10 protein-coding genes are annotated in these 15,561 nt (G+C 69.6%); all 10 read left to right on the forward strand.

Annotation, left to right across the window (positions count from 1 at the left end; translation table 11 throughout):
- The first annotated feature begins 52 nt into the window (after positions 1-52).
- Complete coding sequence (locus BXU08_RS02105; protein WP_253190471.1) at positions 53-2,392, forward strand: PAS domain-containing sensor histidine kinase; 2,340 nt, start codon at positions 53-55, stop codon at positions 2,390-2,392.
- A gap of 17 nt (positions 2,393-2,409) precedes the next feature.
- Complete coding sequence (gene tsaE / locus BXU08_RS02110) at positions 2,410-2,865, forward strand: tRNA (adenosine(37)-N6)-threonylcarbamoyltransferase complex ATPase subunit type 1 TsaE (RefSeq protein ID WP_077508346.1); 456 nt, start codon at positions 2,410-2,412, stop codon at positions 2,863-2,865.
- Positions 2,862-3,836, forward strand: a complete 975-nt coding sequence (locus BXU08_RS02115) for an aminoglycoside phosphotransferase family protein (protein WP_077508349.1) — start codon at positions 2,862-2,864, stop codon at positions 3,834-3,836. The genes tsaE and BXU08_RS02115 overlap by 4 nt, the downstream gene beginning before the upstream one ends.
- Positions 3,833-4,588: a nucleotidyltransferase family protein gene (locus BXU08_RS02120; RefSeq protein WP_077508352.1), complete on the forward strand. Its 756-nt coding sequence runs from the start codon at positions 3,833-3,835 to the stop codon at positions 4,586-4,588. The genes BXU08_RS02115 and BXU08_RS02120 overlap by 4 nt, the downstream gene beginning before the upstream one ends.
- A gap of 186 nt (positions 4,589-4,774) precedes the next feature.
- Positions 4,775-7,705, forward strand: coding sequence for a double-strand break repair protein AddB (gene addB, locus BXU08_RS02125; RefSeq protein WP_077508355.1), 2,931 nt, complete (start codon positions 4,775-4,777; stop codon positions 7,703-7,705).
- Entirely contained in the window at positions 7,692-11,120 is a 3,429-nt protein-coding gene (gene addA, locus BXU08_RS02130) for a double-strand break repair helicase AddA (protein ID WP_077508358.1), read from the forward strand. The genes addB and addA overlap by 14 nt, the downstream gene beginning before the upstream one ends.
- A 55-nt stretch (positions 11,121-11,175) precedes the next feature.
- Positions 11,176-11,496: a thioredoxin gene (gene trxA / locus BXU08_RS02135; RefSeq protein WP_077508361.1), complete on the forward strand. Its 321-nt coding sequence runs from the start codon at positions 11,176-11,178 to the stop codon at positions 11,494-11,496.
- A gap of 144 nt (positions 11,497-11,640) precedes the next feature.
- Positions 11,641-13,266, forward strand: coding sequence for a DUF4153 domain-containing protein (locus BXU08_RS02140; protein ID WP_077508364.1), 1,626 nt, complete (start codon positions 11,641-11,643; stop codon positions 13,264-13,266).
- The gene (locus tag BXU08_RS02145) at positions 13,263-13,982 is read left to right on the forward strand and encodes a response regulator transcription factor (RefSeq protein ID WP_216352893.1); all 720 of its coding nucleotides are present in this window, start codon (positions 13,263-13,265) and stop codon (positions 13,980-13,982) included. The genes BXU08_RS02140 and BXU08_RS02145 overlap by 4 nt, the downstream gene beginning before the upstream one ends.
- On the forward strand, positions 13,979-15,556 hold the full coding sequence (locus BXU08_RS02150; RefSeq protein ID WP_077508367.1) for a HAMP domain-containing sensor histidine kinase: 1,578 nt from the start codon (positions 13,979-13,981) through the stop codon (positions 15,554-15,556). Before BXU08_RS02145 ends, BXU08_RS02150 begins: the two co-directional genes overlap by 4 nt.
- Positions 15,557-15,561: the final 5 nt, after the last annotated feature.

Consider the following 15,561-nt stretch of genomic DNA (forward strand, 5'->3'; position numbering starts at 1 on the left):
CTTTGCCTAAGGGTTGGCATATGATGGTCCAGCGAAGTCGCGGAGAGGCGGCTTGATCGAGATTCCGCAATCGGCGGCAATAGTGGCGGGCGCCGTGCTCGCCCTGCTGCTGGTCGGCGCGACCTGGATGCTGTTCACCGGCCTGCGCGCGCGGGCCGAGGCGCGCGAAACTGCGGACCGCAATGCGCGGCTGGCGGCACTGGTCGCCGGATCGCCCGCCCAGGCGATGGTGGTGCGTCCCGATGGCCGCGTCGAAGTGCCGCGGCGGCTGGCCGATTGGCTGGGGCTCGACTTGCAGCCGCGCGAGCTATCGGATCTGGCCGGGATCGAGAGCGGGCTGGTCGCACCCGATGCCGCAGTGCTCGAGGCGCATGTCATCGCGGCGCAGAAGGCGGGGCAGCCGTTCAGCCTGTCGGTGCGCGCGCAAGGGTCCGAACGGGCGCTGCTCGTCGTCGGCGAGCGTCTGGCGGATGCCGGGCGCGGGCCGGGCGGAGTGGTGCTGTGGTTCCTCGACGCGACCGAGAGCCAGAGCGAGATCGCCCGGCTCCAGCATGAAGCGAGCCGGCTGCGCGCGGCGTTCGACGCCCTGACCGCGCTGATCGAGGCGGCGCCGATGCCGATGTGGTATCGCGGGCCCGACCTGCGGCTGCTGATGGTCAATTCGGCCTATGTCCGCGCCGTCGAGGGTGCCGACAGCGAGGATGTGGTCGCGCGCGGCATCGAACTGGTCGAAGGGGCAGGGCTGGGCGGCCCGCTGGCGAATGCCGCCATCGCACGCGATACCGGCGAACCGCAGACCACGGCGATGCCCGCGACGATCGGCGATGCGCGGCGGATGCTACGCCTCCACGACGTGCCGTTGCCGACAGGCGGCGTCGCAGGCTTCGCGATCGATATCGAGGATTACGAGCAGCTGCGCGGCGGACTGAAGCGCTTCGGCGAAGCGCAACGGGCGATGCTCGACCGGCTTTCCGCCGGCGTCGCGCAATTCGCGCCCGATCGCAGCCTGGCGTTCTGCAACCAGCCGTTCCGCCGCATGTTCGCGATGAAGACCGAATGGCTGGCCGACCGCCCCGAGTTCGACCGGGTGCTCGACCGGATGCGCGAGGCCAACCGGCTTCCCGAAGTGCGCGACTATCCGGCGTGGAAGGCCGAGCGGCGCGAATGGTTCGTGGCGCCCGACGCAGTCGAGGAGACGTGGAGCGTCGGCGGCACGCATCTGCGCGTCGTCGCCCAGCCGCTGCCCGAAGGCGGGCTGCTGCTGATCTTCGAGGATCGCACCCAGCAATTCGAGCTGCAGCGCGAACATGGCGAGATGCAGCAGGTGCGCACCGCGACGCTGGAGAGCCTGGCCGAGGCAGTCGGCGTGTTCGGCAAGGGCCGGCTGCAGCTGTGGAACCGCAAGTTCCGCCAAGTCTGGGGCTTCGAGGACGCATTCCTCGACGGGCATCCGCAGATCGGCCAGCTGGTCAAGGCGGTCGCGTCGCGGCTCAGCAATCCGGGGCGTGCCGAAGTGCTGGGCGACCTGATCCGGCTGGCGGCCAAGGACCGCCAGACTCGCGGCAGCACCGTGGCCTTCGCCGACGGGCGGCATTTCGACATCACCGCGGTGCCGCTGCCCGATGGCAATGCGCTGGTGACGATGCTCGACACCACCGATCATCACCGCGCCGAGCGCGCGCTGCGCGACCGCAACGAGGCGCTGGAGGCGGCGGACCGGGTGAAGACCGCGTTCGTCGCCAATATGAGCTATGAGCTGCGCACCCCGCTGACCTCGATCAAGGGGTTCACCGAGATGCTCAATGGCGGCTTTGCAGGCCGGCTGACCAAGAACGCCGTCGAATATACCGAGGCGATCCTGGTGTCGGTCGATCGGCTGAGCGCGCTGGTCGATGACGTGCTCGACTTGACCCAGAGCGAAGGCGCGCCGCTGGAGCGGGTGCCGGTCGATCTCGAGTTGGCGGCCAATGCCGCGGCCGAGGCGATCGCGCCGCTCGCCAAGGCCAAGCGCATCGACTTGGTGGTCGAGGATGCCGGCACCGCGGGCGTCGTGACCGGCGACCTCAAGCGGCTTCGCCAGGTGGTCGAGCATCTGCTGCGCCACGCCGTCGCCTGCACGCCCGAGGACGGGCGGGTGCTGCTCCACCTCGATGGCAACAAGAAGGTGGCGCGGGTGATCGTATCCGACAACGGGCCGGGGATGAGCAGGGAAGCCGCGGCAAAGGCGTTCGACAGCTTCGCCCAGCACGGCATTTCGCGCGGCGGCGAGCGTGCGCTGGGGCTGGGCATGCCGCTGGCGAAGCAGTTCGTCGAGGCGCATGGCGGACGGATCGAGCTGATCTCCGAGCCGGGCGAGGGCACGCTGGTGACCGTCGAACTGCCGCGGACGTGAGGGGGGACGATTTTGGGATGCGGCTCGCGTCGCCCGAAGAGTCGCTCGCGCTCGGCGAGCAGCTCGCCGCGCTCGTCCGCCCCGGCGACGTGATCGCGCTGTCCGGGCCGCTCGGCGCGGGCAAGACCAGCATCGCGCGCGGCCTGCTCGCTGCACTGGGGCTGGAGGGAGAGGCGCCGAGCCCGAGCTTCGCGATCGTCCAGCCCTATGCGCCGCCGGAAGTGCGGTTCCCGGTGCTGCACGTCGATCTCTACCGAATCGAAGACCCCTACGAGGCCGAGGAACTAGGCCTCGACGATGCGCGCTTCGATTCGCTGCTGCTCGTCGAATGGCCCGAGCGGCTGGGCGCGGCCTATTGGGCCGATGCGCTGTGGCTCACCCTGGATGTAACGCCGGACGGCGCGCGTGGCTTGACAGCCAAGGTGCCGGCGGCATGGGAGGATCGATGGTCGCAAATACTCCCCTGGACATGAATCCGCCCGCCGCGGCGCCCGACTTCCTGGTCGCCGCCGGATGGGAAGGTGCCGAGATACGCCCGCTCGCCGGCGACGCCTCGTTCCGCCGCTATTTCCGCGTGGTCCATCATGATCGCAGCGCGATCCTGATGGACGCGCCGCCGCCGCACGAGGATCCGCGCCCGTTCATCTCGATCGCGCGCTGGCTGGGCGAACGCGGCTTCGCGGCGCCGGAAATCCTTGCCGAGGATCTCGCGGAAGGCCTGGTGCTGCTCCAGGATTTCGGCGACGCGCGGCTGCGCGAGACCGTGGATGCCGCCCCGGAGAGCGAACTCCGGCTGTACGAGGAAGCCGTGGATCTGCTGGTCCGGCTTGGCCAGCATGCGGCGGCCGATATCCGCCCCTATGACCTTGCCGAATATCATCGCGAAGTGGCGTTGCTGCCCGAATGGTATTCGCCCGCAGTCGGTCTCGAAGTCGACATGGCAGGCTATATCGACGCGTGGGACGCGGCGTTGGCGCCCGTGCTTTCGGGTCATACGCCCGTCACGGTGCTGCGCGATTACCATGCCGAGAACATCATGCTGATCGAAGGGAGCGAGAGCCTGGGCCTGCTCGATTTCCAGGACGCGCTTGCCGGGCACCCGGCATATGACCTCGTCTCGCTGTTGCAGGACGCGCGGCGCGACGTGCCTGCCGAGCTCGAGACGGCGATGCTCGATCGCTACAAGCGGATCACCGGCGCCGGCGACGCCTTCGACGTTGCCTATCATGTGCTCGGCGCGCAGCGGAACGCCAAGATCGTCGGCATCTTTACGCGGCTGTGGCGGCGCGACGGCAAGCCGCGCTATGCCGGATTCTGCCCACGCGTCTGGGGCTATCTGGAGCGGGATCTGAAGCACCCGGCGCTCAAGCCGGTGTGCGACTGGTTCGATGCGAACATTCCCGCAGAGATGCGCGGGGATCCGCTGGCGATCGTCGGCGAATGAGCGCGATCTATTCGCTGCGGCCGCAGCCCGATGCGGCCGTGCCCGAGACTGCGATGGTGATGGCGGCCGGGCTCGGCAAGCGGATGCGTCCACTGACTGCCACGCGTCCCAAGCCGTTGGTGGAAGTCGCCGGCAAAACACTGATCGACCACACTTTCGATCATCTTCGCACGGCGGGAGTGAAGCGCGCGATCGTCAACGTCCATTACCTCGCCGACCAGATGGAAGCGCATCTGCGCGCGCGGGCAAGCGGCGTGGAAGTGCTGATTTCCGACGAGCGCAAGCAATTGATGGAGACCGGCGGCGGCATCGTCCAGGCGCGCGAGCTGATCGGCGACAAGCCGTTCCTGTGCGTCAACAGCGACAATCTGTGGATCGATGGCCCGGTCGATGCGATCCGCGGGCTCGCGGCGCAGTGGGACGAAGCGAAGATGGACGCGCTGCTGCTGGTAGTGCCGCTGGCGCGCGCCAATTGCCACAAGGGCCAGGGCGATTTCCGGCTCGACGCGCTCGGCCGGATCACCGAGCGGCGCAAGCCCGGGCGGGTGGCGCCATTCGTATTCATCGGGGTGTCGATCCTCTCCCCCCGGCTGATCCGCGACTGGCCCGAGGGACCGTTCTCGACCAATTTGTTCTTCACCCGCGCGCTGGAGGCGGGGCGGCTATGGGGCGTGGTACACCAGGGGTTGTGGTTCGACGTCGGCACGCCCGCGGCAGTCGGCGCGGCGGAGGCGGTGCTGGCGGAGATGTGACGGGCATTGGCTGTCTTTAGCCCGTCACCCCGGCCTTGTGCCGGGGTCCACCACGCGGCTTTGCGATTCCCTCGATCCTCTATGGTTCACCGGCGCGGCACGGTGGACCCCGGCACAAGGCCGGGGTGACGGTTTTGAGATTCGCGACATTGGCGTTTCGGCGCGGGGCGCGTAGCGAATAGGCCAATGCCCGAACGCCTCCATCTCTACACCATCCCGCCGCATCGTGCGTTCGCCGATGCGCTGGCGATCGGGCTGATCCGGCGGTTCGGCAGCGATCCGCTGCGGCTCGCGCGGGGGCTGGTGCTGCTGCCCAACAACCGCGCCAAGCGCGCGATCCAGGACGCGTTCGTCCGCGCCAGCGAACGCGGGCTGCTGCTGCCGCGGCTGGTCGCGGTGGGCGATCCCGAGCTTGACGAAGCGGTGTTCGACACTGCCGGCGACGAAGACCCGATCCCGCCTGCAGTCGAGCCGCTCCAGCGCCGCATGATCCTCGCGAGGCTGATCCAGGAATCGGGCGCGCCGGTCGATGCGGCCGAGGCGGTGCGGCTGGCGGGCGACCTGGCGACGACGCTCGACCAGTTGCTGATCGAGGAAGTCGCGCCGCGCGCGCTCAAGGAGATCGAGCTCAGCCAAGAATTGTCGGCGCATTGGGAGCGCTCGCTCGCGCTGTTCGAAGTGGTGCTGACGCGCTGGCCCAGGGAGCTCGAGCGGCTCGGCCGAATCGACCTTGCCGAACGGCGGCGGCGGCTGATCGACAAGGTCGCCAGGCGCTGGCGTAGCGCACCGCCCGCGGGCTTCGTCTGCGCGGCGGGCGTCGCCGCGGCGTCGCCGGTGTTCGCGCGGCTGCTGCGCACCGTTGCGGCGCTGCCGCAGGGGATGGTGGTGCTGCCCGGGCTCGCCACCGGGATCAGCGACGCCGAATGGGACGCGCTGGGCCCGCACAAGCCCGATCCGGTCACCGGCCGGCGCCGGCGCAATCTGGAGAGCCATCCGCAATTCCATTTGAAGCTGCTGCTTGACCGGATGGGCGTGCATCGCAGCGAGTTCGATCCGTGGCGGGTGGTCAGTGAGCATGACGCGCCGCCGGCACGGAGCAGGGCGATCGCATCGGCAATGGCGCCGCCCGAATTGACCCATGGCTGGACTGCGCTGCCGGCGGCGGAGCGGCGGCTCGACGGGGTGCGCGTGCTCGAAGTCGCGACTCCCGCCGAGGAGGCGCAGGGCATCGCGCTGGCGCTGCGCGAAGTGCTGGAGACGCCGGGGCGGACCGCGGCATTGGTCACCCCCGATCGGGCGCTGGCGCGGCGCGTCGCGGCGCATTGCGCGCGCTGGGGGATCGCGGTCGACGATTCCGCCGGCCAGCCGCTGTCGATCCTGCCGCCGGGGACGCTGCTGCTCGCGCTTGCCGATGCCGCGGCGCAGGGCTTCGCGCCGCTGGCGTTGCTCACCCTGCTCAAGCATCCGCTGGTGATGGCCGAACGCCGCGGCGAATGGCTTGAGGGGGTGCGCCGGCTTGATAGGGCATTGCGCGGGCCACGACCTGCACCGGGATTGCAGGGGATCGACCGGCATCTTGCCGAGCAAGATGGGCGAGACGGGCTTTTGCGCCGCGCGGCGCAGCGCTGGTGGCCCGAGGCACGGGCGCTGCTGGCGCCGCTGGAGGACGTGTTCGCCGGTGGGCCGCAGCCCGTGCCGGCATTGCTCGCCGCCTTGCGCGAGACCGCGCAGGCGCTGGGCGGTGATGCGCTCTGGGCCCGCAGCGAGGGACGCGAGGCGGCGAACCTGCTCGATGCCGCCGAACGCGAGGCCGCCAATGGCCCACCGCGCGCCGAGCCCGAGGCGCTGGCACCGATGCTGCGCACCTTGATGGAGGAAGTCGCGGTGCGGCCGCCGCAGGGCGGGCATCCGCGGCTGGCGATCCTGGGCCTGATCGAGGCGCGGCTGCAGACCGCCGACCTGATGATCCTCGGCGGATTGAACGAAGGCGTGTGGCCGGGGCTACCCGCGCCCGACCCGTGGCTCGCGCCGCGCATCCGCGCCGAACTGGGGCTGCCGGGGCTGGAGCGGCGCATCGGACTCTCGGCGCACGATCTTGCCGGGGCGCTGGGCGCGCCGCAGGTGTTGCTCACTCGCGCCCGCCGCGATGCCAGCGCCCCGACGATCGCCTCGCGCTTCTGGCTGCGGCTCGAAGCGTTGTCGGGCGGGCTGGAGCGTGCCGGGGAGATCGTCGCGTGGCTGCGCGGGATCGACGATCCGGGCGCGCACCAGCCCGCCGATCGGCCGGCGCCCCAACCGGCAGTCGAACTGCGTCCCAAGGCGCTGTCGGTCACCGAAGTCGATCGGCTCAAGGCCGACCCCTATGCGTTTTACGCGCGGCGGATGCTGCGGCTGATGCCGCTCGATCCCGTCGATGCCGATCCGAGCGCGGCGTGGCGTGGCACGGCGGTACACGACGTTCTTCAGAAATGGTTTGAGCTTGACGAGTGTGCGCCGGAGCGTTTGCGTGCGCGCGCGGAGGCGATGCTGAGCGATGAGCGGACGCATCCGATGATGCGCGCGCTCTGGGCACCGCGGCTGATGGAAGCCATCGACTGGATCGCCGGGCAGATCGCCGCCGATCCGTCCCGGAAAGTTATTGCGGTCGAGAAGCGCGGCGTGATCCCCTTCGCCGGGGTCGAGCTCAGCGGTACGTTTGATCGGATCGACCGTATGGGCGACGGCAGCCTTGCGATCGTCGACTACAAGACCGGCAAGCCGCCAAGCCTCGCCGCGGTCCGCGAGGGCTTCAGCCTGCAATTGGGGCTGCTCGGTCTGATCGCCGAACGCGGTGGGTTCGATGGAATCGAGGGGCGCGCCAAGCAGTTCGAATATTGGTCGCTGTCGAAGAACAGCCGCGGCGCGTTCGGCTATGTCGAGAGCCCGTGCGATCCCAGGCGGCGCGATTATCTGCCTGCAGACGATTTCGTCGATCGCGCCGTCGCGCAGTTCGAGGGCGCGGCACGGATGTGGCTGACCGGGGACGAGCCATTCACCGCCAAGCTCCACCCCGATTACGCGCCCTATGCCGAGTATGACCAGCTGATGCGCCGCGACGAATGGTATGGCCGTGACTGAGGTCCGCACGCTCCATCCCCTCAAGGGCAACCAGCGCCGCGCAAGCGATCCGTCGCGGCATATCTGGCTGTCGGCGTCGGCGGGCACTGGCAAGACGCAGGTGCTCGCCGCGCGCGTCTGGCGGCTGCTGCTCGCCGGCACCGATCCCGGCGCGATCCTGTGCCTCACCTTCACCAAGGCGGGCGCCGCTGAGATGTCAGAGCGGATCACCAGCCGGCTGGCGCGCTGGGTGCGGGCAAGCGACGCCGAGCTGGTCGCCGATCTCGAGGCTTTGGGCGAAAGCATCGCCCCCGAAGGCCGCGCGCGTGCCCGCACGCTGTTCGCCAAGGTGCTCGATGCGCCGGGCGGGGGGATCCGCATCCAGACGATTCACAGCTTCTGCCAGTCGCTGCTTTCGGCCTTTCCGGTCGAGGCGGGCCTGGTCCCCGGCTTCCGCCCGCTCGACCAGCGCGAAGAGGCGGTGCTGGCGCGCGAGGCGTTGGCCGAGATGCTGGTCGATGCGGGCCGAGAGGGGCGGACCGTGCTGATCGACGCAGTCGGTGCGCTCAGCCTGCGGCTGGGCGAGGGCAAGGCCGAGGCGTTCCTGAAGATCTGCGCGTCGAACGGCGAGGCGATGGCGGCGCTGCCCAGCGGCATCCAGCCGTTCCTGCGCCGCGCGCTTGGCTTGCCTTCGGGCGATATCGCCGCCGAGATCGAGCAATGCTGCGGCGATGACGCGTTCGATTGCGCCGGACTGCGCCAGATCGCGACCATGAATGCCGCTTGGGGCACCAAGACGGGCCTCGCGCGCGCCGAAGAGATCGCGATGTGGCTGACCCTGCCGCCGGCCAGGCGCGCGCTGCGGCTCGCCGACCTTCATTCGGTCTGGGCCACTGCCAAGGGCGAGCCGCGCTCGTTCGGCAAGGGGCAGGCGCCGCAGGACGAAGCCTATGCCGATCTGGCAATGCGGCTGCACGGGCGGTGCGGCGAGTTGATCGGGTTGAAGGTGCAGGCCGATTTCGCAGACTTGCTCGCGCGCGGGCTGGAGGCGGGGCGAGCCTATGCCGACACCTATGCGCGGGCCAAGCGCCGGGTCGGTGCAGTCGATTTCAACGACCTGATCCGCAAGACCGTCGCGCTGCTCGCCGAGCCGGGCATGGGCGAATGGGTGCGCTACAAGCTCGACCAGGTCACCGAGCATGTCCTGATAGACGAGGCGCAGGACACCAATCCGCAGCAATGGGCGATCGTCAGCGCGATTGCCGACGAGTTCTTCGCGGGGCAGGGCGCACGCGGCGAGGCGGTCGGGACGCTGTTCACTGTCGGCGACTACAAGCAGGCGATCTTCGGCTTCCAGGGCACCGATCCGATCTATTTCCGCGCGGCGTTCGAGCGCTTCTGGCAGGCCTCGCGGGTCCAGCCCGACTTCGATGTAGAGGCGCGCGAGCTCGAATCGCTGTCGCTGACCCACAGCTTCCGCTCGACCCGGCCGGTGCTCGAATTCGTCGATGCGGCGATCGGCGGGCTGGCGGAGCCGGGGATGGGCGATCTCAGCGACGCCGAGCCGCATGCCAGTGAAGTGCCGGGGCCGGGGACGGTGACGCTGTGGCCGGCGACTGCCGAAGGCGGCAGCGATGCCGATGAGGAGGAATGGGTCGGCGACACCACCCGGAAGCTGGCGGGGGACATTGCGCGGGCGATCAAGACATGGCTCGCCGACGGGCTGATGCTCGAAAGCAAGGGGCGGGCGCTGCGTCCCGAGGACGTCATGATCCTCGTCAAGCGGCGCGGCGAACTGGCGTCGCTAATCGTCGCGCGGCTCTATGCCGAGGGCGTGCCGGTGGCCGGGGTCGACCGGCTGCGGCTCAATGCGCCGCTGGCGGTGCAGGACCTGCTCGCCGCGGTGCGCTTCGTGCTCCAGCCCGAGGACGATCTGTCGCTGGCGTCGCTGCTGGTGTCGCCGCTGATCGGGTGGAGCCAGGACGAACTGATGGCCGCAGCGCTGCGGCCGAAGAGTGCGTCCTTGTGGTCGCATCTGCGCGATACTGCCAAGGATCGGATCGGACCGCTCGAAGCGTTGCTCAATCGGGCCGACTTCACCACGCCGTATCGCTTTCTGGAGGAAATCCTTTCGGGCGCGCTCGACGGGCGGCGAAAGCTGCTGCTGCGGTTGGGGGAAGAGGCGCGGGACCCGATCGAGGAACTGCTCAACGCCGCGCTCAACTTCGAAAATGTCGCGACGCCGTCGCTCCAGCGCTTCCTCGACTGGTTCGATCGCGGCGATGTCGAGATCGTCCGCGATGCGGCGCAGCCGGCGGGGTCGGTGCGGGTGATGACCGCGCATGGCGCCAAGGGGCTGCAGGCGCCTTTGGTGATCCTCGCCGACGCGACCGTGGACCCGACGCGAAGCCCGCGCGATTTCCTGCTTTGGGCGCCCGAGGACCACGACGCCGCGCCGTTCCCGATCTTCCGGCCGCGCGCGGCGGAGCGGGGCGGGCCGCTGGACGTGGTGCTCGAAATGGCTGACCGGCGCGAGCTGCAGGAACATTGGCGGCTGTTCTACGTCGCGGCGACGCGGGCGGAGGAGCGGCTGGTGATCGCCGGGGCGCTCGGCCCGCAGGCCAAGGGCGTGCCGCCCGAGGCGAGCTGGTACGCCGCGTGTGCGCGGGCGCTCGACGCGCTCGGGGTGCCCGAAGGGGAGGCGCGCGAGTTTCGCGGGATCACGCCGGCGGCGCCGGTTGCTGTGTCGACGGAGAAGGGAGAGAAGCCCGCCGAACACCCCGCTTTGCCCGGCTGGATCAAGCTGCCTGCGCCGGCCGAGGCACGCCCGCCACGGCCGCTGGCGCCGTCGTCGCTGGGTGAGGATCTTGCCGCCGATCCGCCGCCGACGCCAGCAATGCGGTTGGCAGCGGAGCGGGGGCGGTTGCTCCATGCTCTTTTCGAGCGCTTGCCCGCGCTGGCGCCCGACGTGCGTGCTCCAGCTGCGGAGCGCTGGCTGGCCGGGCCCGGGGGCGTGGAGGATATGGCGGCCCGCGCCGAAATCGCCGCGGCGGCGCTTGCGGTGATCGAGGATCTGCGCTTCGCCGACCTGTTCGCGCCCGATGCGCTCGCCGAGGCGCCGATCGCTGCGGTGGTCGAGGGGCTGGTGGTGTCGGGGACGGTCGATCGGCTGGTGGTGCGCGACGACGTGGTGCGCGTAGTCGATTTCAAGACCGCGCGGCGGGCGTCCGCGACGCTCGACGCCATGCCGCCTTACCATGTGCGTCAGATGGCGGCCTATGCCGCGGCGCTGGCGGTGATCTTCCCTGGGCGCCGGATCGAAGCGGCGTTGCTCTACACTGCGGGGCCTACGCTCCACGTCCTGCCGCCCGAATTGCTCGCGGCGCGAAAGGCCGACTTGCTCGCCACGGAGCAAAGCTTGGCTTCGCGCGCTTGAGCCGGGACCCCGGCGCACATAGATAACGATCAAGACTCATTCAGGAGACCGTTTCATGGCCACTCAGGCTACCACCGACGCCAGCTTCGACGCCGATGTCCTCCAGGCCGACAAGCCTGTGCTCGTGGACTTCTGGGCCGAATGGTGCGGACCCTGCCGGATGATCGCACCGGCGCTCGAAGAACTCGCCGCCGAACTCGGCGACAAGGTCAACATCGTCAAGCTCGATATCGACGAGAACCCCGACGCGCCGACCAAATACGGCGTGCGCGGCATCCCGACGATGATCCTGTTCAAGAACGGCCAGCCTGCCGCCACCCAGGTCGGCGCGCTGCCCAAGAGCGGCATCAAGCAGTGGATCGAGCGCGAGCTCTGATCGCCTGAACCCGGTGGGCCGCCCGCTCCGGCGGCGCGGCCTGCACCGGATCTGCACGACATCACCATGATGCGCTGACGCCGGCTACCGGCCGATCGGCACATCGAAGCGCGATGACGCTTCCCGACTATCGGGGAGTTTCACATGCGCTTGCGACTATCTTCCAGTTTCCTCGCCAAGATCGCCGCGGCAGGCGGGCTCGTCCTGCTCGCCGACCGGTTGTTCTGGGCCGGGCAGGGCATCGGCTCCAATCTCGGCGTGTTCGCGCTTGCCTGGACCGCCGCGACTGTGGCGCTCACGCCGACCTTGTGGCGCGACCGGCGGAGCTGGATCGCGGCGGCGGGTGCGCTGCTCCTCGTCCTGCCGTTGCTCGACAGCCCCGGACCGCTGGCGGTACTGCTGTTCGGCACTTGTCTGGCGATGGCGGTGCTGCTGCCGCGTGCGGCGCAGTTCGGCCATGCCGGGCGCTGGGTGCTGCGGCTGGCGCTTCACGGCATCGTTAGCGCCATCGGACCTTGGCGCGACCTGATCCGGCTGCGCAAGCCGTTCGGCCGCGGGCTGCCACGCCAGCGCATCCTGCCGTTGCTGCCCTTGCCGCTGATCGGCGGCGCGGTGTTCCTCAGCCTGTTCGCCAGCGCCAACCCGGTGATCAGCGAGGCGCTCGTCGCGCTCGGCACGCCGCGTTTCGACGACGCCACGCTCGGCCGGTTCGTCTTCTGGGGCGCGATCCTCACGCTTGTCTGGGTAACGCTGCGCCCGCACCGGCTGCGCTTCGCCGCGTATCTGCCCGCGGCGAGCATGCCGTCGGCCATCCCCGGCGTGACGAGTGGCTCGGTGCTGCTTGCCTTGATTACCTTCAACGCGCTGTTCGCACTGCAGAACGGCCTGGATATCGCGTTCCTGTGGAGCGGCGCCCCGTTGCCCGTGGGCGTGACGCTGGCGGACTATGCCCATCGCGGCGCCTACCCCCTGATCGCCACGGCACTGCTTGCCGGGCTGTTCGTGCTGGTCGCGCTGCGGCCGGGATCGGCAACCGCTTCGGTCCCCGCTATCCGGCGGCTGGTGGTGCTGTGGGTCGCGCAGAACGTCTTCCTCGTCGCCTCCAGTATCCTGCGCACGATCGACTATATCGAAATCTATTCGCTCACCGGGCTACGCATCGCCGCGCTGACCTGGATGGCGCTGGTGGCGCTTGGGCTGGTGCTGATCCTGTGGCGGATGCTCGGCGGACGCAGCGCGGCGTGGTTGATCAACGCCAATGCGGGTGCGGCGCTGGCGGTGCTCGCGGTGTGCACCGTCGTCGATCTCGGCGCGGTCGCGGCGTCGTGGAATGTCCGTCATGCACGCGAAGTCGGCGGCAAGGGCGCCGCGCTCGACCTTTGCTATCTGCGCCAACTCGGACCCTCGGCACTTACATCGCTGGCCGCGCTCGAGATCGACAATGACCTCGATGGCGATTTCGCCGAGCGCGTCGCCTGGGTGCGCCACCGCGTGCTGCACGACACGATCGAAGGGCAGCGCGGCGGCGAATGGATCTGGCGCAATGACCGGCGGCTGAAGCAAGTCGAGACGATGCTGGCAGGACGCAGGCTGCGCGCCGGGCCGTCCGAAGGGCCCGTCGGGAGAAACTGCGACGGCAGCCTGATCCCGCCGCCCGCACCCGAGCCGGTGCCCGCGCCGCCCGCGGAAGCCTCGGCGGCGACGGGGCCGGTCCCGCCCGATACGCTCGTCCCCGCGCCCGCGGCATTGACGAACGAGGCCGCGCGATGATCATGTGCCCCATGCCGCGCACCATCCTGATCGCCGACGACGATCCGCACATCCGTCAGCTGCTCGCCTTCGCCTTCGCCAAGGCCGGGCTCGACACGCTCGAAGCCGATGACGGCGAGGCGGTGCTCGCGCTGGTGGAGGCGCGGCACGTCGATCTGGTGGTGCTCGACATCAACATGCCGCGGATGGACGGTCTCGAGACGTGCCGGCGGTTGCGCACCGCCGGCGACCTGCCGATCCTGTTCCTCTCCTCGCGCGACGACGAGATCGATCGCGTACTCGGGATCGAGCTTGGCGCCGACGATTACGTCGTCAAGCCGTTCTCCCCGCGCGAAGTGGTGGCGCGCTCGATGGCGATCCTGCGCCGCACCGGCGCCAGGCCGGCGGCCACCGATGACGGGCGGCGGATCGATCATGGCCGGCTGGCGCTCGACGTCGAGGGCTGGCGGGCGACCTGGGCGGGCACCGAGATCGCGCTCACGGTGACCGAATTCTCGATCCTCCGCACGCTGGCGGTGATGCCGGGCAAGGTATTCAGCCGCGACGCGATCATCGACCGGCTCCACGGCCCCGGCTTCGCGGTGACCGATCGCACGATCGACAGCCATATCCGCAATCTGCGCGGCAAGTTCGCCGGGGTCGGCGGCACCGACGTGATCGAGACTCGCGCCGGCGTCGGCTATCGGATCGGGAGCTGCACGGGCGCGCCGGCGTGATCGCTGGCCTCAAGGCGGTGCTCAAGCGGCATTGGCCGGCGCTGCGGCTGCGCACGATCCTGTTCGGCACCTTGCTGTTCACCGCCGCGCTGCCCGGCGCAGGCGCGCTGTTCCTGCGCGTCTATGAGAATACGCTGGTCCGCCAGACCGAGGCGGAGCTGATTGCACAAGGCGCGGTGCTGGTCGCCACCGCGCAGGCACTATGGCCCGGCGCAGCGCCCGGCTCGACCGATCCGCGGCCGTATCGTCCCGAAGGTTCGACAATCGACCTGCGAACTACCAAGGTGCTCGACGAGCGGCCGCCGGCATTACCGCGCACGCACGCGCCCGATCCCCAGGCGATGGCGATGGCGCGCCGGCTGCACCCGATCCTCGCCGCCACTGCGCGCACGACGCTCGCCTCGCTCCAGCTGCTTGACGGAAATGGCGTGATCCTGGTCGGGCATCAGGCGGGCGGTTCCTATGCCGCGCTTCCCGAAGTGGCGGCGGCGCTGCACGGGCGCGTCGGCACGGTGCTGCGTACCAACGGCGCCTATCGTCAGCGTTACGCCTTCGAATGGCTCAGCCGTGCCTCGTCGCTGCGGATCCACCATGTCCGGCCGATCATCGTCGAGGGGCGCGTAGTGGGCGTGCTGCTCCAGTCGCGCTCGCCGCGCGCGCTGTTCCGCGGGCTATATGAGGATCGCGGCAAGATCCTGCTGGGTATCGGACTGATCTTCCTCGTGCTGCTCGGGCTGACCGGGTTGCTCTCGCGCGGCATCGCCCGGCCGATCGAGGCGCTCGGCGATGCGACCCGCGGCGTTGCCAACGGCACCGGATCGGTGCCCGACGCGCCGGTGACCGCGGCAATCGAGATACGGGCATTGTTCGAGAATTTCCGCGCGATGGCGGCGGCGATCGACCGCCGATCGCATTATTTGCGTGATTTCGCCGCTTCGGTCAGCCACGAATTCAAGACGCCGTTGGCCGGAATTTCGGGCGCGATCGAGCTGTTCGAGGATCACGGCGCGACGATGACTCCGCAGGAGCGCGAACGGTTTCTCGGCAACATCAAGGCGGATGCTTCGCGGCTGTCGCAGCTGGTTACCCGGCTGCTCGATCTCGCCCGCGCCGACATGGCGCAGGCCGATCCCGACGTCGCGGTCGACGCGCTCGCGGTGATCCGGCAGGTTACGGATGCCCAGGGCGGCGGCGATTTCCGCGTACTGATCGAACCGGGCGAGGCCGCGCCCGTGGCGGTTCAGGCTTCGACGGTCGAGGCGGTGGTCACGACGTTGCTCGAAAACGCCCGCCAGGCCGGTGCGAGCGAAGCGACGATCGGCATCGAGCGGCGGGGCGATACGCTCGAAATCGCCGTCACCGACAATGGCCGTGGCATCGCCCCCGCTGATGCTGAGCGCATCTTCGAACCCTTCTTCACCACCCGCCGCGCGGCGGGCGGCACCGGGCTGGGCCTTGCGATCTCGATGTCGCTGCTGCGCGCCGGAGGTGGAGGGCTGATGCTCGATCCGGAAGCGAGCGGCACGCGCTTTGTCGTAGTGCTGCCGGTTGCTCGGGGAATCCCCCCTCCCTGAAAGGG

It is taken from the genome of Sphingomonas sp. LM7 (assembly GCF_002002925.1).
Classification (GTDB): Bacteria; Pseudomonadota; Alphaproteobacteria; order Sphingomonadales; family Sphingomonadaceae; genus Sphingomonas.

Coding starts and splice junctions, on each gene's coding strand:
- BXU08_RS02140 (WP_077508364.1), top strand. CDS start 11,641: ATGCGCTTGCGACTATCTTCCAGTTTCCTCGCCAAGATCGCCGCGGCA.
- addB (WP_077508355.1), top strand. CDS start 4,775: ATGCCCGAACGCCTCCATCTCTACACCATCCCGCCGCATCGTGCGTTC.
- BXU08_RS02145 (WP_216352893.1), top strand. CDS start 13,263: ATGATCATGTGCCCCATGCCGCGCACCATCCTGATCGCCGACGACGAT.
- addA (WP_077508358.1), top strand. CDS start 7,692: ATGGCCGTGACTGAGGTCCGCACGCTCCATCCCCTCAAGGGCAACCAG.
- BXU08_RS02120 (WP_077508352.1), top strand. CDS start 3,833: ATGAGCGCGATCTATTCGCTGCGGCCGCAGCCCGATGCGGCCGTGCCC.
- tsaE (WP_077508346.1), top strand. CDS start 2,410: ATGCGGCTCGCGTCGCCCGAAGAGTCGCTCGCGCTCGGCGAGCAGCTC.
- trxA (WP_077508361.1), top strand. CDS start 11,176: ATGGCCACTCAGGCTACCACCGACGCCAGCTTCGACGCCGATGTCCTC.
- BXU08_RS02115 (WP_077508349.1), top strand. CDS start 2,862: ATGAATCCGCCCGCCGCGGCGCCCGACTTCCTGGTCGCCGCCGGATGG.